Raw genomic sequence first — 26,548 nt, forward strand, 5'->3', positions numbered from 1 at the left:
TCACCCCCACCACCAAACACCACATCCCGCAACGACCAATCCACAAACGGCACCAACGCCCGCTCACACGCCACCATCGACTCAGCAAAAACAGAAGAAACCTCCCACAACTCCCGCCCCATCCCCACCCACTGCGACCCCTGACCAGGAAACACAAACACCACACCCGTGCCGGTGTCACCGGCAGCGCGCCCACTCACCACCCCAACCCCCGGCACACCCTCGGCCACCGACCGCAGCCCCGCCAACAGCTCCTCCCGGTCACCCCCCAGCACCACCGCCCGCTGCTCGAACGCCGACCGGGTCCCCACCAACGAGAAACCCACATCCACCGGACCCAGCCCCGGCCGCTCCACAAGCCGCTCCAACAACCGGCCGGCCTGCGCCCGCAACGCCCCCTCACCACGAGCCGACACCAGCCACGGCACCAGTCCCCCCAGCACAGGACGATCCACCTCACTCGGCCCCACAGACTCCACCGGCCCCGGCTCCGGGGCCTGCTCCAAGATCACATGCGCATTGGTACCGCTGACGCCGAAGGAGGACACCCCGGCTCGGCGCGGACGGCCCGTCTCCGGCCACTCCCGCGCCTCCGTGAGCAGCCGCACCGCACCCGAGGACCAGTCGACGTGCGGTGTCGGCTCGTCCACATGCAGCGTCTTCGGCATGACACCGTGCCGCAATGCCATGACCGTCTTGATCACACCGCTGACGCCGGCCGCGTACTGGGTGTGACCGACGTTCGACTTGATGGAACCCAGCCACAGCGGCCGGTCGGCCGGGCGGTCCTGGCCGTAGGTGGCCAGCAGGGCCCGTGCCTCGATGGGGTCGCCGAGCGTGGTGCCGGTGCCGTGCGCCTCGACCATGTCGACGTCCGCGGTGGCCAGGCCGGCGTTGTCCAGGACCCGCAGGATGAGGCGGCGCTGGGCCGGCCCGCTGGGCGCGGTGAGGCCGTTGCTGGCACCGTCCTGGTTGATGCCGGTCTCCCGCACCACTGCCAGCACCGGGTGCCCCGCCCGCTGGGCGTCGGAGAGCCGCTGAAGAACCAGTACGCCGACGCCCTCGCCCCAGCCGGTGCCGTCGGCGTCCGAGGAGAACGCCTTGCAGCGGCCGTCGGATGCCAGCCCGCCCTGCCGGGAGAACTCCGGGAACGCGCCGGGCGTCGCCAGTACTGTGACCCCGCCGGCCAAGGCCAGCGAGATCTCGTCCTTGCGCAGCGCCTGCACCGCCAGATGAAGGGAGACCAGCGACGACGAGCACGCCGTGTCGACGGTGACCGCGGGACCTTCCAGGCCGAGCGTGTACGCCACCCGGCCGGAGAGGACGCTGCTGGATGTGCCGGTCATCAGATGGCCGTCCAGCGCGTGCGGCGACGCGGCGAGCAGGCCGGCGAAATCTCCGCTCGTGCCGCCGAAGAACACCCCGGTGTCACTGCCCCGCAAAGACCGTGGATCGATCCTGGCGCGCTCCAGCGCCTCCCAGGAGGACTCCAGGAGCAACCGCTGCTGCGGATCGGTGGTGAGCGCCTCGCGTGGTGCGATGCCGAAGAAGGCCGCGTCGAACTCGCCGGCGCAGCGCAGGAAACCACCCTCCAGCGGGGTCGAGGTGCCGGCCCCCGCGGCATCGGTTTCGTACAGCCCGTCCAGGTTCCAGCCGCGGTCGTCGGGGAAGCCCGCCACGGCGTCCGCTTCCTCCGACAGCATCCGCCACACGTCCTCCGGCGTGTCCGCACCGCCCGGCAGCCGGCACGCCATGCCGATGATTGCGATCGGCTCGCGGGCCCGGTCCTCGACCTCACGCAGCCGGCGCTGAAGCCCACGTGCCTCGGTGACGGCCCGCTTGAGGTATTCGCGGTACTTCTCGTCGTCGGACATGACGTTCTCAGCTCCTTGGTGATGTGTTCCCGGCGGAATCGGGCCGATCGGGCAAGACCTGACCCGGCCGGTCAGAGACCGAAGCCCTGGTCGATCGCCTCGAAGAGGTCGTCGGTGGTCGCGGTGGCGAGGTCGTCCGGGGCGGCCGGTCCGGTGTCCGGCTCGCTCCACTCCGACAGCAGCCCGCGCAGCCGTCGCACGACCCGGCCGCGGTCGCCGTCGTCCGCGTCGATCGTCTTGAGGGCAGCCTCCAGGGCGTCCACCTCCGCAAGCGCGGCCTCGACGCCGGACAGCCCGGCCGGGACGAGAGCGGTGAGCAGTTCCGTGGCGAGCGCGGTCGGTGTCGGGTGTTCGAAGACGAGCGTGGTCGGCAGACGCAGTCCGGTGGCGGCACCGAGCCGGTTGCGGAACTCGACGGCGGTCAGCGAGCTGAAGCCGAGCTCACTGAAGGACCGCTCCGCCGTGACCGCGGCCACCGAGGCGTGCCCCAGCACCGTCGCCGCGTGGGAGCGCACCAGTTCCAGCACCCTGCGGTGCTGCTCGACGGCGGGCAGCCCCGCCAGTCGCGTGCGCAGCCCGGAACCGTCGCTGCCGGACCGCGCCGTACGCCGCGAGGTCCCTTGCACCAGACCCCGGAGGAGATGCGGCACCTCGTCCGCACCGGACCGCAGCGTCGACGGAGTGAGCCGTGTGATCACCTGCAACGGCACGTCCGCCCCGCAGGCCAGGTCGAACAGGGCGAGCGCCTCCGCGTCCTCCAGCGGTACCACGCCGGCTCGTTCCATGCGGTGCAGCTCTTTGTCGTTGAGGTGTCCGGTCATGGTGCTGCGGGTGTTCCACAGGCCCCAGGCGAGGGAGGTGGCGGGGAGGCGGTGGGCGCGGCGGTGGTGGGCGAGGGCGTCGAGGTAGGTGTTGGCGGCGGCGTAGTTGGCTTGTCCTGGGGCGCCGAGTTGTCCGGCGGCGGAGGAGTAGAGGACGAAGGTGGTGATGGGGTGGTTGAGGGTGAGGTGGTGCAGGTGGGTGGCTGCGTCGATCTTGGGGCGCAGGACGTTGTGGAGTTGGGTGTTGGTGAGGGTGGTGATCGTTGCGTCGTCGAGGATGCCGGCGGTGTGGATGACGGTGGTCAGGGTGTGGTGGGAGAGGAGTGCGGCGAGTTGGTCGGGGTCGGCTGTGTCGCAGGCGGTGATGGTGACGTGGGCGCCGGCCTTGGTGAGTTCGGCGGTGAGTTCGGTGGCGCCGGGGGCGTCGGGTCCGCGTCGGCTGGTGAGCAGCAGGTCGGTGACGCCGTGCTGGTGGACGAGGTGGCGGGCGAGGAGAGCGCCGAGGGTGCCGGTGCCGCCGGTGATCAGGGCGGTGCCGTTCGGATCGATCCCCCGCGGCACGGTGAGGACGGCCGGGCCGGCCGGCGTCGCCCGGTTCGCATGCCGGGATGCCTCCCGGGCACGCCGCAGGTCGCAGACGGTGATCCGCGGCGGCGTCAGCTTCCCGTCGCGGCACAGCGACATCACCGCGACCAGCATTTCCCGGATCCGGTCGGGACCGGCCTCCGCCAGGTCGTACGTCCGGTAGGCCACGCCCGCGTGGGCCTCGGCCACCTGCGCCGGGTCGCGCCTGTCGGCCCTGCCCGTCTCCAGGAACCGGCCGCCGCGCGGCAGCAGGCGCAGCCCGGCGTCCACGGACTCACCGGCCAGACAGTTCAGGACGACGTCCACCCCGCAGCCGCCGCTTGTCTCCATGAACCGGTGTTCGAAATCCTGCGTCCGGGAGTCCGCGATGTGTGCATCGTCCAGCCCGTACTTCCTCAACGTCGGCCACTTGCCGGTGGCGGCGGTGCCATACACCTCGGCTCCCAGCTGGTGGGCCAGTTGCACGGCCGCCAGCTGGGAGCCGTCCGCCGCGTCGTGTACCAGCACCGACATCCCGGGCTGTACGTCCGCCAGGTCCACCAGGCCGTAGTAAGGGATGGGATAGGTGAGGGGAACGGCCGCCGCCTGCTCGTAGGACCAGCCGTCGGGCATGGGGGCCAGGAAGCGGTGGTCGCACACCGCGAAGGGCCCGGATGAGCCGGAGCGCAGTCCCAGCACCCGGTCGCCCACGGCCAGATCGGTCACCTCGGCACCCGTCTCCTGCACCGTGCCGGCCGCGTAGCCGCCGATGCCCTTGCTCCCCTCGGCCGGGTCGAGCGAGGCCACGACGTCCTGGAAGTCGAGCCCGACCGCGTGCACCGCGATCCGGACCTGACCGGGCCCGAGCGGGTCCAGAACCTCCGGGCAGGGCACCAGCGCCATGTCCTCGATCGAGCCGCGGCCTGTGCTCTCCAGCCGCCACGGCACCGGCCCGGACGGCGGCAGCAACGCCGGATGCGAACGTGCCCGGGCCAGCCGAGGCGCGGCGACTGTGCCGCGACGAACGGCGATCCGGGGCTCGGCGCAGGCGAGCGCGCCCCCGAAGACCTCTCGTGACGTGTCCAGCCCGTCCAGGTCGACCAGGAAGAAGCGGTCCGGATGCTCGGTCTGCGCCGAACCCACCAGACCCCAGCTGGTGGAGTTCGCCAAGTCGGTGACGTCCTCGGCGTCGCCCGCGGCGACCGCGCCCGAGGTGACGAGGACCAGGCGCGCGGAGGCGAACCGGTCATCGGCCAGCCAGGCGCGGATCACGCCGAGCGTCGCCTCGGCCGCCGCGTGCGCATCAGCGGCGGGGTCGTCCGAGACACGGGGGGCGAGACAGCGGACCACGATACCCGGGACCGGACCGTTCGCGGCCAGCTCCTCGAAGGTGGCCGCCACCCGCAGTGCCGCGCCGGTCAGCCCGAAGGGGTCGTCGCCGACGAGGGCATAGGACTGAGCGGCCGCCACGGGCAGAGCCGTCCAGTCGAGATGGAGCAGTGCCTGCTCCAGCGTGCCGCCCGAGGGCTGGTCGAACACGGCGGGTTTGGTCACCACGGATCCCACCGAGACGACCGGACGCCCGGCCTCGTCGGTGACCAGCAGGGCGAGCTGGTCCCCCGAGGGGGTAAGACGGACCCGAGCCGTCGTCGCGCCGGACGCGTACAGCCGCACCGCGGCCCAGGAGGACGGCAGCCGTACGCCCCCGTCCCGCCCGCCGACAAACGCCATGGCGTGCAGCGCGGCATCCAGCAGGGCCGGGTGAACGCCGTAGCGCGTGCCCTCCTCCCGCTCCGACTCGGGCAACCGGACCTCGGCGAACAGCTCGTCACGCTGCCGCCACAGCGCGTGCAGGCACTGGAAGGCGGGTCCGTAGTGGTAGCCGCTCGCGGCGAGCTCCTGGTAGACACCGTCCGTCTCGACTGCCTCTGCCCCGGCCGGCGGCCAGGACGGCAGGGGAGCCGGCTCTGCGGGCGCGTCGGCACTCAGGGTGCCGGTCGCGTGCAGCGTCCAGTCGCCGTCACTGGTGCGGGAATGCAGGGTGACCGTGCAGCGGCCCGAGTCACTGTCCGGGGTGGCCCGGACCTGCACGGTGAACTCGTCCTCGGGGCCGGCGCCCAGCAACAGCGGTGTGTGCGGGGTCAGTACCTCCAAATACGGGCGGTTCAGGAGATCGCCCGCCCGGATCACCAGGTCGACGAAGGCGCTGCCGGGCAGCAGGACCTGGCCCAAGAGCGCGTGGTCGAGCAGCCATGGCTGGGCGCGCCCGGACAACCGGCCGGTCAGCAGCACCCCCTCGCCGTCGGCCAGCGTCACAGCCGCTCCCAGCAGCGGATGGTCTGCCGCCTGAAGCCCCATCGCGGTCAGGTCACCGGCGCCACGACGGTGTTCCAGCCAGAACCGGCGTCGCTGGAAGGCGTAGGTGGGCAGGTCGACGCGGCGTGCGCCGGTTCCGGTGAAGAACGCGGACCAGTCGGCCTGGGCGCCGGCGGCGTAGATCCGGCCGAGGGCATGGACGACGCTCTGCGCTTCGGGGCGTTCGGGATGCAGGATGGGGGTGCAGACGGTGCCGGTGCCGGTGCCGGTGTGGTCCAGCGTCTCCTCGGCCATCGCGGTCAGGGAACCTCCCGGACCCAGTTCCAGGAACTTGTCGACCCCGCGGGCGTGGGCGGTGGCGACCCCGTCGGCGCAACGGACCGCTTCCCGCACATGCCGTACCCAGTAGGCAGGGGTGGTCAGCTCCTGGTCCGCGATCTGCCCGGTCACGTTGGACACCACCGCGATCCGCGGCCGACGGAACTCCACCCCAGCCAGTACCTCGGCGAACTGAGCCAGCATCGGCTCCATCCGCGCCGAGTGGAAGGCATGACCGACCGCCAGCCGCTTGATCCGCCGCCCCCGCCCGGCCAGCTCCCGCGCAACAGCGGTGACCGGCTCCTCGTCCCCGGACAGCACCAGTGAACGCGGCCCGTTCACCGCCGCCACCGACACCCCCGCCGGCAGCTCCGGCAACTCCTCCTCCGCCGCCTGGACCGCGACCATCACCCCACCCGACGGCAACGCCTGCATCAGCCGGCCCCGCGCCGACACGACCCGGCACGCGTCCTGAAGCGACCACACCCCCGCCACATACGCCGCCGCCAGCTCACCGATCGAATGCCCCAGCAGCACATCGGCCCGCACCCCGCACGAGCCCACCAGCTCGAACAGAGCCACCTCCAACGCGAACAGACCAGCCTGGGTCCATTCGGTCCGGTCCAGCACCTCACCACCGGTGAAGACCACATCGCGCAACGACCCGGGCAGCATCCCGTCGAACCCGGCGCACACCTCGTCGAAGGCAGCCGCGAACACCGGGAACGCCTCATACAGCTCCCGGCCCATACTCGCCCGCTGCGAGCCCTGCCCGGAGAACAGCAACGCCGTCCCGCCATCCGTGACCGACCCGCCGGCCACCCGGCCCTCGGCCAGCGCCTCCAACTGTGCCAGGAGCTCGGACGTCTCCCGCCCGACCAGCACTGCCCGGTGCTCCAGCCCCGCCCGCGCCGCCGCCAGCGAGAACCCCACATCCACCGGACGCAGCCCATGCCGCGCAACATGCCCGGCCAGGTTCCGTGCCTGCTCCCGCAGCGCCTGCGCCGACCGCGCCGAGATCACCCACGGCACCAGTCCCGCAACCTCACCAGGCGCGCTCTCCTCGACAGTCTCCGGCGCCTGCTCCAGGATCACGTGGGCGTTGGTGCCGCTGATCCCGAACGCCGACACCCCCGCACGACGCGGACGCCCCGTCTCCGGCCACTCCCGCGCCTGGGCCAGCAACTCCACCGCACCCGAAGACCAGTCCACCTCAGGAGTCGGCTCCTCCACATGCAGCGTCCTGGGCAGCACCCCGTGCCGCATCGCCAGCACCGACTTGATCACACCCGCCACACCCGCGGCCGCCTGCGTATGACCGATGTTCGACTTCACCGACCCCAGCCACAACGGCCGGTCCACCGGACGGTCCTGCCCATACGTGGCCAGCAGCGCCTGAGCCTCGATCGGATCACCCAGTGCCGTCCCCGTCCCATGCGCCTCCACCACATCGACATCCACCGCGGCCAGCCCCGCGCTCGCCAGCGCCTGACCGATCACCCGCTGCTGCGACGGGCCGTTCGGCGCCGTCAGACCATTCGACGCACCGTCCTGGTTGACCGCCGATCCACGCACCACCGCCAGCACCGGATGGCCGTGGCGACGCGCATCCGACAACCGTTCCACCAGCAGCATCCCGACGCCCTCGCCCCAGCCGGTGCCGTCGGCACCGGCGGCGAACGCCTTGCACCGCCCGTCCGGCGCCAAGCCGCCCTGCCGGGACAGTTCCACGAACACCCCGGGTGTCGCCATCACGGTCACCCCCCCGGCCAGGGCCAGGTCGCACTCACCGCCCCGCAGCGCCTGAGCCGCCAGATGCAGCGCCACCAGCGACGACGAGCACGCCGTGTCCAGCGTGACCGCGGGTCCCTCCAGACCTAGCGTGAAGGCCACCCGGCCGGAGGCGACACTGCCCGCGGAGCCGGTGCCGATGAACCCTTCGACCTCGTCGGGCAGGGTGCCGGGGCCGGAACCGTAGTCGTGGTACATCACTCCGGCGAACACGCCGGTCCGGCTGCCGCGCACCGCGCGCGGATCGATGCCGGCCCGCTCCAGCGCCTCCCACGACGTCTCCAGCAACAGCCGCTGCTGCGGATCCATCGCCAGCGCCTCACGCGGCGAGATCCCGAAGAACTCCGCGTCGAAGTCGGCGGCCTCGTACAGGAACCCGCCCCGCCGCACATACGACGTCCCCGGCCGGGCCAGTTCCGGGTCGTACAGCTCCTCCACATCCCAGCCGCGGTCCTCGGGCATGCCGGCGATCGCGTCTCGCCCGGCGGCGACCAACTCCCATAGCGCATCGGGAGTGGCCACCCCGCCGGGGTAGCGGCAGGCCATGCCCACGATCACGATCGGATCGTCGCCCGTCGCCCGCAGCTCCGGCAGGGCGACCTCGGCACCACGGTCGAAAAGCTCCTCGTGCAGGTGTTCGGCGAGCTGCTGGGGCGTGGGGTGGTCGAACACCAGGGTGGCGGGCAACCCGAGCCCGGTCGCGGCCCCCACCCCGTTACGCAGCTCGATCGCGGCCAGCGAGTCGAAGCCCAGCTCCCGGAAGCTCCGGCGCGCTTCCAGACCGTCGGTGTTCGCATGCCCCAATGCCCGGGCCGCGTGTGTCCGTACGAGGTCGAGCAGCAGTCGCAGGCGTTCCGCCTCGGGCAGCTCCCGCAGCCCGGCAGCGAACGTCATACCCGCGTAGGCCCCCTCCGCTGCGTTGGCCGCCCGGCGCACCGGGACCCGCACGAGCCCACGCAGAACCGGCGGCAAAGTGCCCGCCGCGGCCTGGGAGCGCAGCGCGCCGGGCTCCAGCGGCAGGGGCACGGCGACCGGCGCGTCCAGCCCGACTGCCGCGTCGAGCAGCGCCATCCCCTGCTCTTCGGAGATAGGTACCACGCCGGCTCGTTCCATGCGGTGCAGCTCTTTGTCGTTGAGGTGTCCGGTCATGGTGCTGCGGGTGTTCCACAGGCCCCAGGCGAGGGAGGTGGCGGGGAGGCGGTGGGCGCGGCGGTGGTGGGCGAGGGCGTCGAGGTAGGTGTTGGCGGCGGCGTAGTTGGCTTGTCCTGGGGCGCCGAGTTGTCCGGCGGCGGAGGAGTAGAGGACGAAGGTGGTGATGGGGTGGTTGAGGGTGAGGTGGTGCAGGTGGGTGGCTGCGTCGATCTTGGGGCGCAGGACGTTGTGGAGTTGGGTGTTGGTGAGGGTGGTGATCGTTGCGTCGTCGAGGATGCCGGCGGTGTGGATGACGGTGGTCAGGGTGTGGTGGGAGAGGAGTGCGGCGAGTTGGTCGGGGTCGGCTGTGTCGCAGGCGGTGATGGTGACGTGGGCGCCGGCCTTGGTGAGTTCGGCGGTGAGTTCGGTGGCGCCGGGGGCGTCGGGTCCGCGTCGGCTGGTGAGCAGCAGGTCGGTGACGCCGTGCTGGTGGACGAGGTGGCGGGCGAGGAGAGCGCCGAGGGTGCCGGTGCCGCCGGTGATCAGGGCGGTGCCGTTCGGATCGATCCCCCGCGGCGGCCGAGGGCTTCCCGCCGATGCCCGCGTCAGCCGCGGCGCCGTGGCCCTGCCCTCCCGCAGTGCCAGCCGTGGCTCGTCCACCCCGACCGTCGAAGCCAACGCCGCCAGGGACTCGGCCGTACCGTCGAGGTCCACGAGCGCGATCCGGCCGGGATGTTCGGTCACCGCCGAGCTGAGCAAACCCCACACCACCGCCTGTACCGGGTCCGGTGCGTCGCCATCCGCCACGGCCACCGCGTTCCAGGTCACCATCACCAGCCGCGCGGTGCCGAGCCGTTCGCCGGCGAGCCAGAACTGCAGCAGATCCAGGGCCCGCTCGGCGGCCTCGTGCGCCGCGTCGGCGTCGACGGAGCCGTCGGACGTCCCGACCGTGCCGACGATGAAGTCCGGCACCTCGGCCCCCGCCTCCACCGCGGCTTCGAGCCCGGCCAGATCGGCATGGACGTCGGCGCGGGGCAGGCCGGCCAGTGGCCCCGGACCCAGCACAGCGCAGCGCCCCGGCGTCTCGGCGCCGCCGGCCGGGACCCAGGACGGCACGAGCAGCGCGTCCACGGCACCGTCCAGCGCCTCGACCGCTCCGGCGGGCCGCACCGCCAGCGACTCCACCGTGGCCACGGTGTGCCCGGCCGCGTCGGCGAAGAGCAGTGCGAGGGTGTCGGGACCAGTGGGGGTCAGCCGTACCCGCAGGAACGAGGCCCCGGCCGCGTACAGCGACACCCCGCGCCACGCGAACGGCAGCCTGGCCCGCTGCTCCCTGCCGAACTCACCCGGCACGAATGCCGACGCGTGCAGCGCGGCGTCCGCGAGCGCCGGATGCAGGCCGAACTCCCCGGCGTCACCGGCGACGTCCTCGGGCAGCCGGACCTCGGCGTACACCTCCTCGCCGTGCCGCCACACCGCGCGCAGCCCCTGGAAGGCCGGCCCGTAGCGCACACCGGCCGCCGCGAAGTCCGCGTAGCAGCCATCGGTGTCCAGTTTCTCGGCCCCCGCCGGCGGCCACACCGTCAGCTCCTCCGCGGAAGCCGTACGGACCGCGGTGAGGGTGCCCCCGGCGTGCCGCGTCCACACGTCGTCGGCGGACCCCTCGGGCTGCGTGTACAGCCCGAACCCGCGGTCACCCGAGGCGTCCGGGGAGTCCACAGCGAGCTGAACGCGCAGCCCACCGGCGGGCGGCAGCGCCAGCGGAACCTCCAGAGCGAGGTCTGCGACATGGTCGAGCCCGACGTGCCGGCCCGCCCACAGCGCCAGTTCGGCCACGGCGGTGCCCGGAAGCAGGACCGTGTCGCCGATGATGTGATCCGCCAGCCACGGCTGCGCGTCAACGGACAGCCTGCCGGTGAACAGACGGCCGCCGCCGACCGCCGGCACCAGCGTGGCCCCCAGCAGCGGATGGTCCGCGGCGACCAGCCCGGCCGCGCCCATGTCTCCCGCCCCGGGGGCGGTCTCCAGCCAGTACCGGGTCCCCTGGAAGGCGTACGTCGGCAGCGGCACCCGCGACGTCGGGCGACCGCCGAAGAAGGTCCGCCAGTCGATTGGTACACCGGCCGTGTGAGCCTGGGCCAGCATGGCCGTCAGTGTGCGGACCTCGGGGCGCTGACGGCGCAGTGCCGGGGCGACCACCGTGGGGGTACCGGAGGCGGCGAGGGTCTCCTCGGTCATGGACGTGAGCGCGGCGTCCGCACCCAGCTCCAGGAACACGGTGACACCCTCGGCGACGAGGGTGTGCACCACGTCGTGGAACCGGACGGGCTCGCGTGCCTGCCGAGCCCAGTACGCCGGATCCGCCCAGTCGGCGGCGTCCAGGACGGTGCCCGTCACACTGGACACGACCGGGATGCGAGGCGGCTCGAACGACAGCCGTCCGGCCACCTCCCCGAGCGGCTCGACCACCGGATCCATCAGCGGGGAGTGGAAGGCGTGGCTCACCGGTATCCGCCGGGTCCTGCGACCCAGCTCCGTGAAGTGCGCCGCGATCCCGGTGACGACGTCCTCGTCCCCCGACACGACCACGGAACCGGGCCCGTTGACGGCCGCGACACCGGCCACCGATTCGTGCCCGGCCAGCAGCGGCAGCACCTCGTCGGCCGTGGCCGCCACCGACACCATCGCCCCGCCCTCGGGCAGCTCCTGCATCAGCCGCCCCCGGGTGGCGACCAGTTCACAGGCGTCGGCCAGCGACAGCATGCCCGACACATGCGTGGCGGTCAGTTCGCCGACCGAGTGCCCGGACAGCAGCCGCGGACGCACCCCCCACTCCTCCAGCAGCCGGAACAGTGCCACCCCGAGCGCGAACGTCGCCGACTGGGTGTACAGCGTCTGGTCCAGCAGCCGTGCCTCGGCGCTGTTAGCGTCGGCCAGCAGCAGGGGCAGCAGCGGCATGTCCAGCCGCGCGCCTAGTTCGGCACAGACCTCGTCCAGAGCCCGGGCGTACGCTGGGAAGGTCTCGTACAACTCCCTGCCCATGCCGGGCCGCTGGGCACCCTGGCCGGTGAACAGGAAGGCGCAGCGCACCTCGTCCGCGACCCCGTCCACCAGCCCGGCAGGACGCTCCCCGCGCGCCAGCTCGGCGAGCCCGCCCAGCAGTTCCTCGCGGCTCTCCGTGAGCAACACGGCGCGGTGCTCGAAGGCGGTACGGGTGGTCGCCAGCGCGGCCGCCAGGTCACCGAGCGGCAGATCCGGACGGTCGAGCAGATGGGCGTGCAGCCGGGCGGCCTGGGCGGGCAAGGCCGCGGGCGTGGCCGCAGACAACGGCACGGGCACGACCGGCAGCACGGCGGAAACCATCGAATCGGACACGTCGGCCCGCTCCGCTCCGTGAGCCGGAAGATCTGCGCCCTTCGCCGTGTCGGTCGGTGGATCGGCAGTGGGCGGCTCCTCCAGGATGACGTGCGCGTTGGTGCCGCTGATCCCGAACGAGGACACACCGGCCCGCCGAGGACGCCCGGTTCGCGGCCATGCATGGTTCTCCGTCAGCAGCTCCACCGTGCCCGCTGACCAGTCCACTTCGGGCGTCGGCCGGTCGACGTGCAGCGTCCGGGGCAACTGCTGGTGGCGCATCGCCATGACCATCTTGATGATTCCGGCAGCGCCCGCGGCGGCCTGGGTGTGACCGATATTGGACTTGACGGAGCCGAGCCGCAGAGGGCTGCTGTCCGGGCGCTCCCGGCCGTAGGTGGCGATCAGGGCCTGCGCCTCGATCGGGTCGCCGAGCGTCGTGCCGGTGCCGTGCGCTTCCACCACGTCGATGTCCGCGAAGCCCAGCCGGGCCGAGGCCAGCGCCTGCTCGATGACTCGCTCCTGCGAGGGGCCGTTGGGGGAGGTCAGCCCGTTGGACGCGCCGTCCTGGTTGACCGCGCTGCCGCGGACGATCGCCAGGACGTCGTGACCCAGGCGACGGGCGTCCGAGAGCCGCTCGACCACGAGCAACGCGGAGCCCTCGCCCCAGCCGACCCCGTCGGCGGCGGCCGCGAACGCCTTGCACCGGCCGTCGGGTGCCAGGCCGCGCTGACGGGAGTTCTCCACGAAGGTGGCAGGGGTGGCCATGACGGTCGCGCCGCCTGCCAGCGCCAGGTCGCATTCCCCGTCGCGCAGCGCCTGCACCGCGAGGTGCAGCGCCACCAGCGACGACGAGCAGGCGGTGTCGAGGGTGACGGCCGGACCCTCCAGCTCCAGGAAGTAGGAGATCCGGCCCGAGGCGACGCTGCCGGCCATGCCGGTGCTCAAATAGCCCTCGACCTCGTCGGGCAGGGTGCCGGGACCGGACGCGTAGTCGTGGTACATCAGCCCGGTGAAGACGCCGGTCCGTGAGCCGGCCAGCGACCGCGGGTCCACTCCGGTGTTCTCCAGCGCCTCCCAGGCGGTCTCCAGCAGCAGGCGCTGCTGCGGATCCATCGCCAGCGCCTCACGCGGCGAGATCCCGAAGAACTCCGCGTCGAACTCGGCGGCCCCGCGCAGGAACCCGCCCTGAGTGGCATAGGTGGTGCCCGGCCGGTCGGGGTCGACGTCATAGAGTTCACCGAGCGCCCAGCCGCGGTCCGACGGCATGTCGGTGACGGCGTCCTCGCCCCGCAGGACAAGGTCCCACAGCTCTTCGGGCGAACCGACACCGCCGGGCAGTCGGCAGGCCATGCCGACGATTGCTATGGGCTCGGTTTCGCCGGCCTCGAGCTTCCTGATGCGTCGATGGGCCTGCCGCAGATCGGCTGCCAACTTCTTGAGGTAATCAACCAGCTGCGCTTCGTTCGTCACCTGAGAACCTGCCTGAGAGATTGGCAAACCGCGCCCTTCGGGGCGAAGCTACGAACCTCACCCCCCTAACCGCCTCCCCTCAGCCACCCCGGAAGGTGTGGATGGGCGCATATGGTCGGGTAGGGGTTGGCGGTAGGGGCGCCCCCTGCCTAGCCTCTGCATGAATTCCCGTGCCGTGCCAAGGACTGGAGTATAACGAGCAATGGGCGTTTTCGAGCAGGAAGCCGCAGAATCAACGGGGGAGAAATTTGTCAGGCCCGCGGCGCCGGAAAGGATGCGTGACCTCGACTTTCTGCTCGGTGATTTTCGTGTGGAATGGACGAACTTCACCGCAGATCCGCCCGTGAAGGGCACGGCTGCTTGGAACACCGTGTCGACCTTCGCCGGTCACGCGTACGAGATGACCCAGCTGGTACCGAAAGACGACCTCACCGGCCGTTTCGTCATCCAGTGGGTCGAGTCGGAGTCGTCATTCTCCGGCTATTATTACGACGACTGGGGAAACCGCACCCTGCTGACCGCGAAGGGATGGCAGGATGGGTACCTTTCCTTCACAGGTGAATGCATCGGGTTTGGCCGCTGGTTCCTGCTCAAAGAGCGGTACGAGATTATCGACGAGAACCACTACCTGAAATGCGGATTCATCAAGTTCGAGGCAGATAGCGAATGGGTTCCTGCGGACGAGGTCCACTGCTACCGCGTCTGAACATGTCGAACACCCCGGGAAATCGACGCTCGGGTTCCTCACTCCCGGGAAAGGTGAACCAACCATGACTCTGCTGTCCGAAGCGGTACGCGCGGGTGCGTCGCCAAAGGAGCTGGAGCGGGCGGAACCGCCCCGGGAGTACACCGCCGCGTACATCCACTCCGAGGACACCCGGATGTTCGAGGGGGTCGCGGACAAGGACGTGCGCAAGTCGCTGCGGGTCGGCCGGGTGCCGATGCCTGAACTGGCGCCGGACGAGGTGCTGGTCGCCGTTATGGCCAGTGCCGTCAACTACAACACCGTGTGGTCGGCGATCTTCGAGCCGCTGCCCACCTTCCGCTTTCTGAGGCAGTTCGCCGCGCAGGGCGGCTGGGCCTCGCGGCACGACCTTCCCTACCACGTGCTGGGCTCGGACGGCGCCGGCGTGGTGGTGCGCACGGGGCCCGGGGTGCGGCACTGGAAGACCGGCGACCACGTGGTGGTCAGCTGCGTCCAGGCCGACGACCAGGAAGCGGCCACGCAGGCAGACGGGATGCTCGGCGCCGAGCAGCGCATATGGGGCTTCGAGACCAACTTCGGTGGCCTCGCCCATTACGCGGTGGTCCGGGCCAGTCAGCTGATCCCCAAGCCCGGCCATCTCAGTTGGGAGGAGGCAGCCTGCAACCCGCTGTGCGGAGGTACGGCGTACCGGATGCTGGTCGGTGACCGTGGCGCCCGGCTTAAGCAGGGTGAGATCGTGCTGATCTGGGGTGCGGCCGGCGGCCTCGGCGCCTACGCGGTGCAACTGGTCAAGAACGGCGGCGGCATCCCAGTCGGTGTCGTCAGCTCCCCCGCCAAGGCGGAGGCGGCTCGGCGGCTCGGCTGCGACGTGGTGATCGACCGTCAGGAGATCGGTCTCGACGACCGTACGGCGTACGACCCGGCCGCGGTGATCGAGACAGGCAAGCAGCTGGGGCGCATCATCCGGCGGGAGGTGGGGGAAGACCCGCACATCGTCTTCGAGCACGTCGGCCGGTCCACCTTCCCGGTCTCCGTTTTTGCGGTACGCCGCGGCGGCACGGTGGTGACCTGCGGCTCGAGCACGGGTTATCAGCACACCTACGACAACCGCTACCTGTGGATGAAGCTGAAGCGGATTATCGGCAGCCACGCCGCCAACCTTCAGGAGCAGTGGGAACTGAACCGACTGGTGTCCCGCGGCCAAATCGTGCCGACCCTTTCCGCGGTCTACCCTCTGGCGGAGGTGGCTGCGGCCACCCGGTCGGTTCAGACCAACCGCCACATAGGAAAGGTCGGTGTTTTGTGTCTGGCCGAGGCACCCGGGCAGGGCGTCACCGACCCCGCCCTGCGTGCCCGGGTGGGCGAGGAGCGCCTCAGCCTCCTCCGCGACCTTTCTCCCACTGCTTGAGCCAGGGAAGAGGTGGTCGAGGACCTCGCGGCGATGCTGCCGATGACGCGTTCGCAGTGGGCGTTCATCCGAGGCGCCGGGGGCGCTCTTGATCACCTCCAGTTCCTCCGCCTTGAAGGCCGCATCGAACGCGTCCCTGTACTTGGCGTCGCGATCGCGCAGCAGGAACCGCAGGGACTCCATGCGTACGCCGAGGCCGGCGGCGAGGTTTCGCCGGTGGTGAGGAACTCACGCCAGGTTGGACTGGAGTGACGCGGTGCCGGGTCGATGCCCGCTGCGTTCAGGATAACGATCTACAAAACACTCCATTCGCCCAGCTCAACGCCACTCGTGAACACTGCCCGATCCTGTTGCCTATTTGCTGTTTGTGCTGGTCGGGGTGTTGATTGTTGCGGCAGGCTGGTCTGGTGGCCGGTCCTTCTCGTTCCCGGTCATGGAGCGGGAGGGTGTCTGTGTCGATGGAGCCGCGGTCGTGGCCGGAGCCGGCGCCGGAGGTGGCGCGGGCGGTGCGGGCGAAGTACTCCGGCCGTCAGGTGCCGCTACCGGTCGCGGTACGTGATCGGCTCGGTGAGTTGTTCGCGGATGCCGAGTTCGCGGAAGCGTTCGCGGTGACGGGGCCGCGTGGCTGGTCACCGGGCCGCTTGGCATTGGGCACGGTGCTGCAGATGGCGGAGAACCTGACCGGCCGGCAGGCTGCCGAGGCGGTGCGGGACAAACTCTCGTGGTCCTACGCGCTCGGACTGGGCCTGGAGGATCCCGGCTTCGACTTCAGTGTCCTGTCCCAGTTCCGTACCCGGGTTGCCGCCCATGGCCTGGAAGAGAAGGTGCTGGACTTGTTGGTGGCCAGGCTGGTCGAACAAGGCCTGCTGGCCCAAGGAGGCAAGCAGCGCACGGACTCCACCACGTGGCCGCGGCGGTACGAGCCCTGAACCGGCTGGAACTGGCCGGGGAGGCGGTTCGCGCCGCACTGGAAGCGCTGACCTGCGCGGATCCGGACTGGGTCGCACGGAGCGTGGACGTGGCCTCATGGAGCAGGCGGTACGGACCACGGGTGGACAGCTGGCGCCTGCCCACTTCCCGGGCCAAGCAGCAGAAACTGGCCGTGGACTTCGCGCGGGATGGCTTCGCCCTGCTGGGCGCGGTCTACCACTCCAGCTCTCCGGGCTTGCTGCGCGAGCCGCCCGCGGTGCAGGTCCTGCGGTGCGTGCTGCTGCAGAACTACACCCGCACCACCACCCGAGGCGGCCGCGAGGTCGTCAAGCGGCGGGAAAAGACCGATGAAGGCGGTGACGGCCGCCCGCCCGGCCACCTACGCCTGTCCTCGCCGTATGACACCGACGCCCGCTGGTCCGCCAAACGCGACATGTTCTGGAACGGCTACAAACTCCACATCAGCGAAACCTGCACCCCCGCCCCCGAAACGGCACGCACACACCCGAACCTGATCACCAACCTCGCCACCACCCACTCCACACTTCCCGACAGCAAGGCTCTCGACGCCGTCCACCACGCGCTCCAGCAACGCGGCCTGCTCCCCGATGAGCACTACCTCGACTCCGGCTACGCCACCGCCGAACTCATCCACGGCTCGGTGACAACCTACGGCATCGCACTGATCACACCGGTCCTGCTGGACACCTCCCGCCAGGCCAAAGCCCAGGCACACTTCGCCGCCACCGACTTCACCATCGACTGGGAAGCCAAGAAGGCCACCTGCCCCGCCGGACATACCAGCGCCACCTGGAACCCCGTCGTAAGCGAAGGTATCCCCAAGACCGTGGTCAGCTTCGCCGCCCTCGACCGCATCCCCTGCCCCTTCAAACCCCAGGCCACCACCGCGAAGAAGAACCGCCGCCAACTCCCCCTCCACCCCCGGACAGATGACCGAGACACTCCGGCACACCCGAACCCGGCAGAAGACCAGGGACTGGAACACCGACTACGCCTTACGCGCCGGCATCGAGGGCACCATCCGGCAAGCCACCGCTGTCACCGGCACACGCCGCGCTCGCTACCGAGGCCTGACCAAGACCCATCTCGAACACATCTACTCCGCCGTCGCACTCAACCTGATCCGCCTCAATGCCTGGTGGAACGACCGCCCCCTGGACCTCACCCGCACCAGCCACCTCACCCGACTCGAGCACACCCTCACCACATAACCACAATGGGCAACAGGATCCTGCCCTTGCCGGAAATCTCATCCGTGCAGGTCACGCTGCATGTTGGTATTCGTGGAGGGTGCCGCCGAGGCGATCGTGTCGGTGTATGTCGAGGTGGGCTAACGTGTCCGGGTCGTCGATCGGTGGGGCAAGGGGTGTAGCGATCTGCCGTTCGCGATGGCCTGGTGTGGTCTGTGTGCGTTGTAGAACTGCTCGAACTCGCGCAGGGTGTAGAGGAGGTGTCGCTGGTTCCAGATCAATGTCCGGTCCAGGAGCTCGCGGCGACAGGTCTGTATCCAGCGTTCCGTGATCGAGTTCGTCCTCGGAATCTGGATGCCGCTGAGGACGACGTCGATTCCCGCGTCCTTGAGGACGGCATTGAACAGTTCGGGGAACTTCCCGTCCCTGTCCCTGATCATGAACCGTGCCCGGCAGCCGAGGTCTTCGAGGTCCATGACGAGGTTCCTCGCCGCTTGCGCTACCCAGGATGCGATCGGATGCGCGGTGGCGCCCAGGACGCGGATCCGGCGACTGCCGTGTTCGATCACCACGAGCACGTACATCCGCATCCCCGACAGGGTGACTGTTTCCATGAAATCGCAGGCCAGCAGCGCATCAGCCTGGGAGCGAAGGAAGGTGGCCCAGGTACTGGAGTTCCGCCCGGGTGCTGGGGCGATGCCGGCCTCCTTCAGGATTTCCCAGACGGTGGACGCGCCCACCTTCACCCCCAGCACGAGCAGCTCGCCGTGCAGGCGTCGGTAGCCCCAGCTCGGGTTCTCCTTCGCCAGCCGCAGCACCAGGATGCGAATGGAGCGCACCGTGCGGGGCCGTCCCGGGCGTTTGGGCCGGCAGGAGGCGACATGGCGGCGCGCGACGAGGTTGCGGTGCCAACGCAGCACCGTGTCGGGGCGTACGAGCAGCCGTAACCGTCGCAGGACGTGTCGCGGCAGCCGGTGCAGGAGTGCCGCCAGGAACGCCCGATCGCTCGGTCTGAACCGGACTTTTTGTTTGTCGAGTTGGCTTTCCATACGGTGATTTGGTGGCGCAGGGCGAGGATTTCAGCGTCCTTGTCCCGGTCGGTCATCGGCATCAGGCGAAGCATCGCGAACGTGTTCGTCACACTCAGGTAAGCCAGTCGCAGCAGCACGATCGATCATCATGACGCCCTGACAGCAGCTGCGCGAGAGCGCCAGCTCGAGCTACCGCGGCCAAGATTCCGGGAAACCCGAAGAACCTCCCCCACCAGGGCGGATGAGGTTTCCGGCAAGGGCAGGGTTCCCGACACTACCGACCTGCGGTTCCGATGTGGACGGCTCCAGTGCCAGTAGACCCTGGCACTTCGGGGCAGTGACTCCATAAGCGGATATCACCACCGGAGCACCAGCCGCAGTAGTCGGCTCAGGAGTAACGCAGGGGGATATGGAGGATGACCTCGCTGACAGCCTCGCTGATGTTAGGGAGACTGGTGGCGACCTCAGAGCGCTCGGTGGGATGGTTGAGGCCAAGCGCGTGAGCCGTCCAGTATTCGACCGTGCGCCCCATCAAACCGCCGCGGCGATAGCGGGTTCGCCTCACGTGGCCGACAGGAAGTCCGCTGTCGTCCAGGCCGTCGTCCCAGCACACGAGGATGACGAACTCGTCAGGGTAGGCGGGTGGGGGCTCCATCTCTCGGAGGAAGAGCCTGCGATGCTCTAGCCATCTCTTCACACCCGGTTCTATGTCGTCCAGGTAGCCCATTCGCCCTTCCTCTGGTCATAGTCGACATCACACGGTAGGCCGCGTGACCACAGTCCACCAGGGGGCACGCTGCCGTGAATGTCCGGAAGCCACCCCGTGGTCAGTTTGCGGCTCGGGTCAGAGTTAGGAGTCCGGGGCCGGGATCCCCGTGGGTTCAAGGAAACCGAAGGCCCTTCAGCCTGAACCCACGGGTCCACCGGTCTGTTTCAGGTCGGTGGACCCGTGGGTTCGGTTGGAACACGAGGATGCTGTGCAAGCCGAAGAGCTTCGGCCGTGACATTGGCGTCGACCTGTGCCGGTGTTCTATCGCCGTATTCGAGGATGTCGTACTCGTCGTCCAGTTCGGCGAGTCGCTCGGCCAGAGGCAGCTCGTGCCCGAAACGCTGGTGGATCCGGAAGGCCAGCTCGCGTGGCGCCAGCTCGCCGGCCAGCATCCGGGCGGCAAGTGCTCGCACGGCGGCTTCCTGTCCGGCAACACTGCCCACTGTGTAGAAGGTGAGGCCCAGTTCGTCGAGTGCCAGGGGAAGGAGGTCGGGGACGTCGTAATCTGCCTCCGCGCGTGTGCACGCCGCCAAGATGCGCAGGGCAGGACTGTCGAGGCCGGCCACGAGTGCATCACAGGCAGCAGTGACGACGTCGGTTGCGCGGATCTCGCCCATGCTCCAGAGAACGGCACGGTCCTGAAGCTCGCGGGCTGCTGGTTCGGTCGACGGCATCTGTCCATGGTCTCGTCAGTGGGTTGAGCAGGTCGAGTGGGTTTCACTGCGATGCCTGCTCGGCAACTTCCGCCAGAAGCACACGTGCTGAGTTCGCGTAGCGGATGGCGGTCTTCTCGTCGATGCCGAAGACAAGCGCGAGGTGGAGCGGGTCGGCGCCGTGGGTGAGGGCCTCTTCGAGCTGGCGGTCGACACGGAGCCGTTCGAGTGTGGCGGTGAGGTTGCGAGTGGCCCGGGTGGTCCAGAGCTTGCCTGCCGGGCCGAGTTCGACGGCGGTCTGCTGAGTGATCAGCAGGTGCGGGTTGGCCGTGTTCGGCCAGCGGTTGCGGCGGTAGTCGAGCCAGTCCAGAACAGCACGGCGGGTGAGGTCGTCGAGGGGGCGAACATGGCCGCCGACGGTGATGCGCCGGTTGCCGAGGTCCACGTCGTCCAGCCGCATCGTCCGGATCATCTTCGGTCGTGCTGCGTGGACGGCGGCCAGGGCGATGATGAGCCGGATGTCCGGGGTGCTGGCTGTGGCGATCGCCTCGTCGATGTCCACCTGGTCGAGGGGCTGGACAACGCCGCCGCTCTGGCGGGGGACACGGATCCGGATCGTGGGGTTGCGGAAGATCTGCCCATTTTTCTTCGCGTGCCGGAAAAGCGACCGCAGGGCGACGATCCGGCTCTCCCGCTGTTTGCCGGTGACGGCATCCCGGCTGGTGGTGATGTCCTCCCGGGTGACTTCCCGCAGGTGGTCGTAGCGGCTGGACCACTCCAGCAGCAGGGGCTGGATCTCGTTGAGGTGGGCCCATGCTGTCTGCCGCGCCCGAGGCTCCGACCGCGGACCGCCGTCGAGCAGGGTGCGGGCCCAGGATTCGGCGTCGCGACGGATGCCCGGGGTCACTTCGTGGAGTTTGCGGTCAAGCCACCGGTCGACCGCTGAGGCACGGTCGTCGGTGAAGAGGCCGAGACGATCGAGGACTTCGGCAGTCCGCACGACCGGAAGTCCGCGGACTCGCAAGGTCGGGAAGAGCTCGGAGTACCGGATCGACTCCTGAAGGTCTTTATTGCCGTATGGTGGTTGACCTGGGGCTTTTCGATCGCTCAAGTGTGGGCATGATCGGTGATCGTGGGTCTGCGACTGCTTTACCTGATCTTCTGTCGACTACTGGGCTGCTTCCTGTTGCTGGGCCGCTCGACGGCCGCGAACAACGCCGAGATCCTTGCTCTTCGTCATGAGGTCGCTGTGCTTCGTCGGCAGGTACAGCGGCCGCGGCTCTCATGGGCTGATCGTGCCGTGCTCTCCGCTCTCGCACGGCATCTGCCACCCGTCTTACGCCGCCATCGACTGGTCACCCCGGGCACACTGCTGACCTGGCACCGCCGTCTGGTGCGCTGGAAGTGGCGCCAAGCACCGGTCAGACCCGGTCGTCCGCCATTGCCGGAAGAGACAGTCGCGCTCATCCAGCGCCTGGCGAGAGAGAACCCGACCTGGGGGTATGTCAGGATCCAAGGGGAGTTGCGTCGGCTTGGTCATCGGGTAGCCGCTGCGACTGTCCGACGCGTTCTGCGCCGCTCCGGTCTACCCCCCGCACCGCAGCGCGCATCCCAGCAGACCTGGCACTCCTTCCTCCGAGCCCAAGCCCACACGCTGCTCGCTTGCGATTTCATGCACGTAGAGGCCGTCTTCCTCAGACGTCTCTATGTCTTCTTCGTCATGGAGATCGCCACCCGGCGCGTTCACGTCCTGGGTGTCACCGCCCACCCGACCGGCGCATGGGTCACCCAGCTCGCCCGCAACCTGCTCATGGATCTCGAGGAGAGCGCTGCTGGGTGCTTCCGGTTCCTCATCCGGGACCGGGGCAGCAAGTTCACCACCGCGTTCGACGCCGTCTTCGCCGGCAACGGCACAGCCGTCATCCCGACACCACCGCAAAGCCCACGGTCAAACGCATTCGCCGAACGATGGATACGCACAGCCCGCGCCGAATGCACCGACCGCCTCCTCATCACCAGCGAACGACACCTGCGCACGGTCCTTACCACGTACGCGGAGCACTACAACGGGGGACGAGCCCACCGCAGCCTCGACCTACGAGCACCCGACGACGACCCGAACGTCACCCCCTTGCCCGCTGCCGGGGTCAGGCGCCAGCAGGTACTCGGCGGACTGCTCAACGAGTACCACACCATGCCACCCCGGCTACCTCATCATCCACAGGAAACGCCCAGCTCAGCAGCCTAATTGGAATAGAGACACCCTTCAGGCTTCGACGGCATCGGCGACGTCCCACCAGTGCACCGTCATGCCGATCTCAGTGTCGTCACGGTGGATGGTGCCGTTCCGTAGACAGGTGGCGACGAACAGATGCGTTCGCGCGCGCGTCGTCGCGGGCAACGGATCGATCACGCCAAGAGGTCGCAGTTCACTGGCGATGAAGCCCGTCTCCTCCTCCAGCTCCCGGGCAGCCGCCTCACGGGGGTCCTGGCCGCCGACACCGCCCCCTGGCAGATGCAGCACCCGGCGCCCCTGGAGGTAGAAGTCGTCCTCGACAAGCACCACCCGCCGCCGGCCATCGTCGATCCCGATGAGGGCGGTGTCGCCGCTGAGCCCGGTGACGAGCTGGACCCAGTCCAGGGTCTGGGGCCGGTCGGTGGTGAACGTGGCCATCCGGGTGCCGTCGCTGGTTATCCCGTACGCGCGCAGGCCGGTCTGCTGGGCCGAGCTGCTGCTCGGGGCGGCGAGGGCGAGCGCCGCCGTGGCGGCCAGGACCGCGACCGCCGCCGCCTGATCGCTCCTCTGCTTGTTGCCTTCATGAATTCTCCCCCTCCGGTGAAAGGTGTGGTGCATCGGGAACCACACGCTAGGCGGCGCGGCTGGACGTCGTCTGGACGGTGACTGGATGCGAACTCCTGGGCGCGAGACGGGAGTTGCTGGCATGGCCGGAGGCGGAGAAGCCGCCGGTCGCGAGGAGTGACAGGCGTGCTTTAGGCCTCTCGGCGACCGTCTCTCACAGACCGTGAGTTCCGGATGGCCGGCGATGGAAGGCCGAAGATGGCATCAACCACCGAGAAAGTCGTCGTTGACAAGAGCGGCAACCCGCTGACGAACGCGTTCGCGTCCGCAGTCCGCTTCGTGCGGTACATGACCGCTTCGCCCACCGCCCGCGTGGCCTCCTTCTACGAGCTCAACGACCGCCGCCTCAGCGGCACCAGCGCGTACCGCGACGTCCTTGGCCTCAACAGCCTCTACGTCAACTACGGCTGGTGGGAGGCCGGCTGCGCCGACCACGACGAGGCGTGCGAGGCGCTGGCCGAGAAGCTCGGCGAGGCCGCCGGCATCGCGGAGGGCGACGACGTCCTGGACGTCGGCTTCGGCTACGCCGAGCAGGACTTCCACTGGATGCGCACCAGGAACCCGGCCAGGATCGTGGGTCTCAACGTGACCCGCAGCCAGGTCGAGACGGGGCGGCGGCGCGCCGAGGAGATGAAGCTGAGCGACCGCGTCGACCTGCGCGTCGGCTCGGCGACGGACGTCCCCTTCGGCCCCGGCTCCTTCGACCGCGTCGTCGCCCTGGAGTCCGCCTGCCACTTCGACACCCGCCAGAAGTTCTTCGAGGAGGCCTTCCGGGTGCTGCGGCCGGGCGGCGTGCTCGCGACCTTCGACCTGGTGCCGCGCGTCCTGCCGCCGGGCCGCAGGACCCTGCTCACCCGCGTGGACAAGTGGGGACGCGGCCGGGTCATCCTGGAGTGCAACTGGTACCCGCGCTCCGTCTACGCCGACAAGCTCCGCGAGACCGGCTTCACCGACGTCGAGGTGCGGGACGTCAGCAACCGCGTCCTCATCCCGCAGGCGCTGCACTCGCGCAAGCGCCTCGACGCCGCCGACATCCAGCACCTCTCCCGATTCCAGCGGCGCCAGATGAGGGCGTACGCCAACCTCATCGCCCGGCGCGCCATCGTGCAGGAGTACGTCCTCGCGGTGGCCAGGAAGCCCGAGGACGCGTAATGGCGCGGGCCGAGGCGTCCGGGGCGGTGGGCCGCTGCCCGGTCGACATCAGCGACCCGGCGCTGACCGCCGACCCCTACGGCGGCTTCGCCCGCATCAGGGAGGAGGCCCCCGTCGTGCGCGGCCGGGGCGCGGACGGCCGCGTCGTGTGGATCGTCACCCGCCACGACGAGGTGATGACGGTCCTGACCGACCCCGGCTTCGTCAACAACTCCCGCTCCGTGCCGGGCACGACGGCCGACCTCCACGCCGAGTCGCTGATCCGCTTCGGCCTGCCGGAGGCGGTGGTCCCCTATCTCGCCGAGGCCGTCACGCAGCTCGATCCGCCACACCACACCCGGCTGCGCAAGCTCGTCGCGCGGGCGTTCTCCGCGCGGCGCGTGGCCGAACTCGCGCCCCGGGTGCGGGAGCTGACCGGCGAGCTGGTCGACGCGCTGCCGGGCACCGCCGGCGCCGACGGCTCCGTCGACCTGATCGAGCACTTCGCCTACCCGCTGCCCATCACGATCATCTGCGAGCTGATCGGCGTGCCCGCCGAGGACCGGGCGATGTGGCGGAAGTGGAGCAGCGACTACAGCAGCCTCTTCGCGCTCGGCGGCATGCTCGCCGAGTCCAGCGCGTACCTGCGGGAGCTGGCCGAACGCCGCCGCGCCGAGCCGGGCGACGACCTGCTCACCGGCCTGCTCCAGGTGCACGACGAGGAGAGCGGGCGGCTGTCGGAGACCGAGCTGGTCACCATGGTGATCACCCTGATGATCGCCGGGCACGAGACGACCGCCCACCTCATCGGCAACAGCGTCCTCGCGCTGCTGACCCACCCCGGCCAGCTCGCGCTGCTGCGCCAGGACCCGGAGCTGCTGCCGGGCGCCGTCCAGGAGCTGCTGCGCTGGTGCAGCCCGGTGGTCTTCGGCAAGCAGCGGTACGCCACCAGGGACGTCGAGGTCGGCGGCACCCTCATCGGCGCGGGCGATGTCGTGCTGCCGGTGCTGGGCGCGGCCAACCACGACCCGCGGCGCTTCCCGGACCCGGAGCGGCTCGACATCACCCGGCGTCCCGACGGCCGGGGCGTGGCGCACGTGGCGTACTCGCGCGGCCCGCACTACTGCCTGGGTGCCACCCTGGCCAACCAGGAGGCGGAGGTGGCGCTTTCGGCGCTCTTCGGCCGCTACCCCGGGATGCGGCTCGCCGTGCCCGAGGAGGCGCTGACGTGGAACCCCGTCCCCAGCACGCGGCAGCTCGCCCGGCTTCCCGTCCGGCTCGGCGGCGGCCCGGCGGCGAGCGCCTGACAACCCCCAACGGAGGTCGACACGATGACAATGGGCAAGGCGACGCCCGACGAGATCGCATCCGCCTACGACGGCATCGCCGACAACCTCGGCGAAGTGCTCGGCAGCAGCCTCCACATGGGGTACTGGGGCGGACCTGAACCGGCCCTCACGATCGAGGACGCCTCCCACCGCATGACCGACCTGATCATGGACGGGCTCGACACCAGCCCCGGCCAGCGGGTGATCGACATCGGATGCGGCACCGGCAGCCCGGCGATGCGGCTGGCCCGCGCCAGGAACGTCACCGTCGTCGGCGTCACCATCAGCGGCGTCCAGGTCGACATCGCCACCGAGCGGGCCGCCGCCGAGGGCCTGTCGGACCAGGTCAGCTTCCAGCGCGCCAACGCCATGGAACTGCCGTTCCCCGACGCGTCGTTCGACGCCGCGTGGGCCATCGAGTGCCTGCTGCACATGCCGGACCGGCTGACGGTGCTGCGCGAGATCGCGCGCGTCCTCCGGCCGGGCGGCTCGCTGGCCCTGTCCGACCCGGTGCTGCGCTCCCCGCACATGACCGGCGAGCAGCGCGAGGTCCTCGACCGCTACTACGACCTGTTCAAGGTCGTCAACGTGCCGCCGATCGACGACTACCCGGGGATCCTGCGGGACAGCGGCTTCCAGCTGGACCGGATGACCGACGTCGGCGACCACCTCGACCCGCACCGGTGGGGGCCGCGCGGCTGGCGGGTGCTGTCGGAGTCGCTGCGCCAGAACCCCGCCCTGACCGCCGACAAGTACGGCCTGACGCCCGAGCAGCACGACGCGTTCCTCACGGGGCTCGCCAGCATGGAGGCCCTGCCCGCCCAGGGCTATCTGCTGGTCTCCGCCCACCTGGCCGGCACCCGAGGAGGCAGTCGGTGA

At 70.0% G+C, this 26,548-nt stretch carries 14 protein-coding genes and 2 pseudogenes; 8 read left to right on the plus strand and 8 right to left on the minus strand.

Features of this window, described 5'->3' with window-relative positions; genetic code table 11:
- Together ACH4U7_RS51525 and ACH4U7_RS51530 are read right to left on the minus strand one after the other, a co-directional pair.
- Positions 1-1,874 (minus strand): type I polyketide synthase (locus tag ACH4U7_RS51525; protein WP_398534678.1); only part of this gene is annotated, 1,874 nt, incomplete at its 3' end.
- 71 nt (positions 1,875-1,945) lie between these two features.
- Positions 1,946-13,642 carry an SDR family NAD(P)-dependent oxidoreductase gene (locus ACH4U7_RS51530; protein ID WP_398534679.1) on the minus strand — a complete coding sequence of 3,899 codons (11,697 nt, stop codon included), beginning with the start codon at positions 13,640-13,642 and terminating at the stop codon, positions 1,946-1,948.
- A 202-nt stretch (positions 13,643-13,844) separates the two neighbouring features.
- On the opposite strand from ACH4U7_RS51530, the gene ACH4U7_RS51535 reads away from it, so the two are divergent.
- Together ACH4U7_RS51535 and ccrA are read left to right on the plus strand one after the other, a co-directional pair.
- Entirely contained in the window at positions 13,845-14,348 is a 504-nt protein-coding gene (locus ACH4U7_RS51535; protein ID WP_398534680.1) for an NlmOI, read from the plus strand.
- 64 nt (positions 14,349-14,412) lie between these two features.
- Positions 14,413-15,756, plus strand: coding sequence for a crotonyl-CoA carboxylase/reductase (ccrA, locus tag ACH4U7_RS51540; RefSeq protein ID WP_398534681.1), 1,344 nt, complete (start codon positions 14,413-14,415; stop codon positions 15,754-15,756).
- A 9-nt stretch (positions 15,757-15,765) separates the two neighbouring features.
- On the opposite strand, the pseudogene ACH4U7_RS51545 reads toward ccrA, so the two are convergent.
- Positions 15,766-16,043 (minus strand): annotated as a pseudogene (locus tag ACH4U7_RS51545) (integrase); the annotation flags it as partial.
- Positions 16,044-16,202: 159 nt separating this feature from the next.
- Here ACH4U7_RS51545 and ACH4U7_RS51550 point away from each other — a divergent pair.
- Complete coding sequence (locus tag ACH4U7_RS51550; protein WP_398534682.1) at positions 16,203-16,685, plus strand: transposase; 483 nt, start codon at positions 16,203-16,205, stop codon at positions 16,683-16,685.
- A gap of 951 nt (positions 16,686-17,636) precedes the next feature.
- Complete coding sequence (locus ACH4U7_RS51555) at positions 17,637-17,918, plus strand: transposase (protein WP_398534683.1); 282 nt, start codon at positions 17,637-17,639, stop codon at positions 17,916-17,918.
- A 51-nt stretch (positions 17,919-17,969) separates the two neighbouring features.
- On the opposite strand, the pseudogene ACH4U7_RS51560 reads toward ACH4U7_RS51555, so the two are convergent.
- The 4 genes and pseudogenes from ACH4U7_RS51560 to ACH4U7_RS51575 form a co-directional block, all read right to left on the minus strand.
- A pseudogene (locus ACH4U7_RS51560) lies at positions 17,970-19,065 on the minus strand (integrase core domain-containing protein).
- Positions 19,066-19,316: 251 nt separating this feature from the next.
- On the minus strand, positions 19,317-19,655 hold the full coding sequence (locus ACH4U7_RS51565; protein WP_398534684.1) for a hypothetical protein: 339 nt from the start codon (positions 19,653-19,655) through the stop codon (positions 19,317-19,319).
- A 206-nt stretch (positions 19,656-19,861) separates the two neighbouring features.
- Positions 19,862-20,371 (minus strand): hypothetical protein, encoded by a 510-nt coding sequence (locus ACH4U7_RS51570; protein WP_398534685.1) that lies wholly within the window; start codon positions 20,369-20,371, stop codon positions 19,862-19,864.
- Positions 20,372-20,414: 43 nt separating this feature from the next.
- Positions 20,415-21,350 (minus strand): hypothetical protein, encoded by a 936-nt coding sequence (locus ACH4U7_RS51575; RefSeq protein WP_398534686.1) that lies wholly within the window; start codon positions 21,348-21,350, stop codon positions 20,415-20,417.
- Positions 21,351-21,482: 132 nt separating this feature from the next.
- On the opposite strand from ACH4U7_RS51575, the gene ACH4U7_RS51580 reads away from it, so the two are divergent.
- Positions 21,483-22,598 carry an integrase core domain-containing protein gene (locus ACH4U7_RS51580; RefSeq protein ID WP_398534687.1) on the plus strand — a complete coding sequence of 372 codons (1,116 nt, stop codon included), beginning with the start codon at positions 21,483-21,485 and terminating at the stop codon, positions 22,596-22,598.
- A gap of 18 nt (positions 22,599-22,616) precedes the next feature.
- On the opposite strand, the gene ACH4U7_RS51585 is transcribed toward ACH4U7_RS51580, so the two are convergent.
- Complete coding sequence (locus ACH4U7_RS51585) at positions 22,617-23,204, minus strand: NUDIX domain-containing protein (protein WP_398534688.1); 588 nt, start codon at positions 23,202-23,204, stop codon at positions 22,617-22,619.
- 204 nt (positions 23,205-23,408) lie between these two features.
- Here ACH4U7_RS51585 and ACH4U7_RS51590 point away from each other — a divergent pair, with 204 nt between their 5' ends.
- From ACH4U7_RS51590 to ACH4U7_RS51600, 3 genes are read left to right on the plus strand one after another with little or no spacing between them, the layout of a single operon-like run.
- Entirely contained in the window at positions 23,409-24,362 is a 954-nt protein-coding gene (locus tag ACH4U7_RS51590) for an SAM-dependent methyltransferase (RefSeq protein ID WP_398534689.1), read from the plus strand.
- On the plus strand, positions 24,362-25,648 hold the full coding sequence (locus ACH4U7_RS51595; RefSeq protein ID WP_319698569.1) for a cytochrome P450: 1,287 nt from the start codon (positions 24,362-24,364) through the stop codon (positions 25,646-25,648). Before ACH4U7_RS51590 ends, ACH4U7_RS51595 begins: the two co-directional genes overlap by 1 nt.
- 24 nt (positions 25,649-25,672) lie before the next feature.
- On the plus strand, positions 25,673-26,548 hold the full coding sequence (locus tag ACH4U7_RS51600) for a methyltransferase domain-containing protein (RefSeq protein WP_319698570.1): 876 nt from the start codon (positions 25,673-25,675) through the stop codon (positions 26,546-26,548).

The organism is Streptomyces sp. NPDC020845 (assembly GCF_044334165.1).
Lineage (GTDB): Bacteria > Actinomycetota > Actinomycetes > Streptomycetales > Streptomycetaceae > Streptomyces.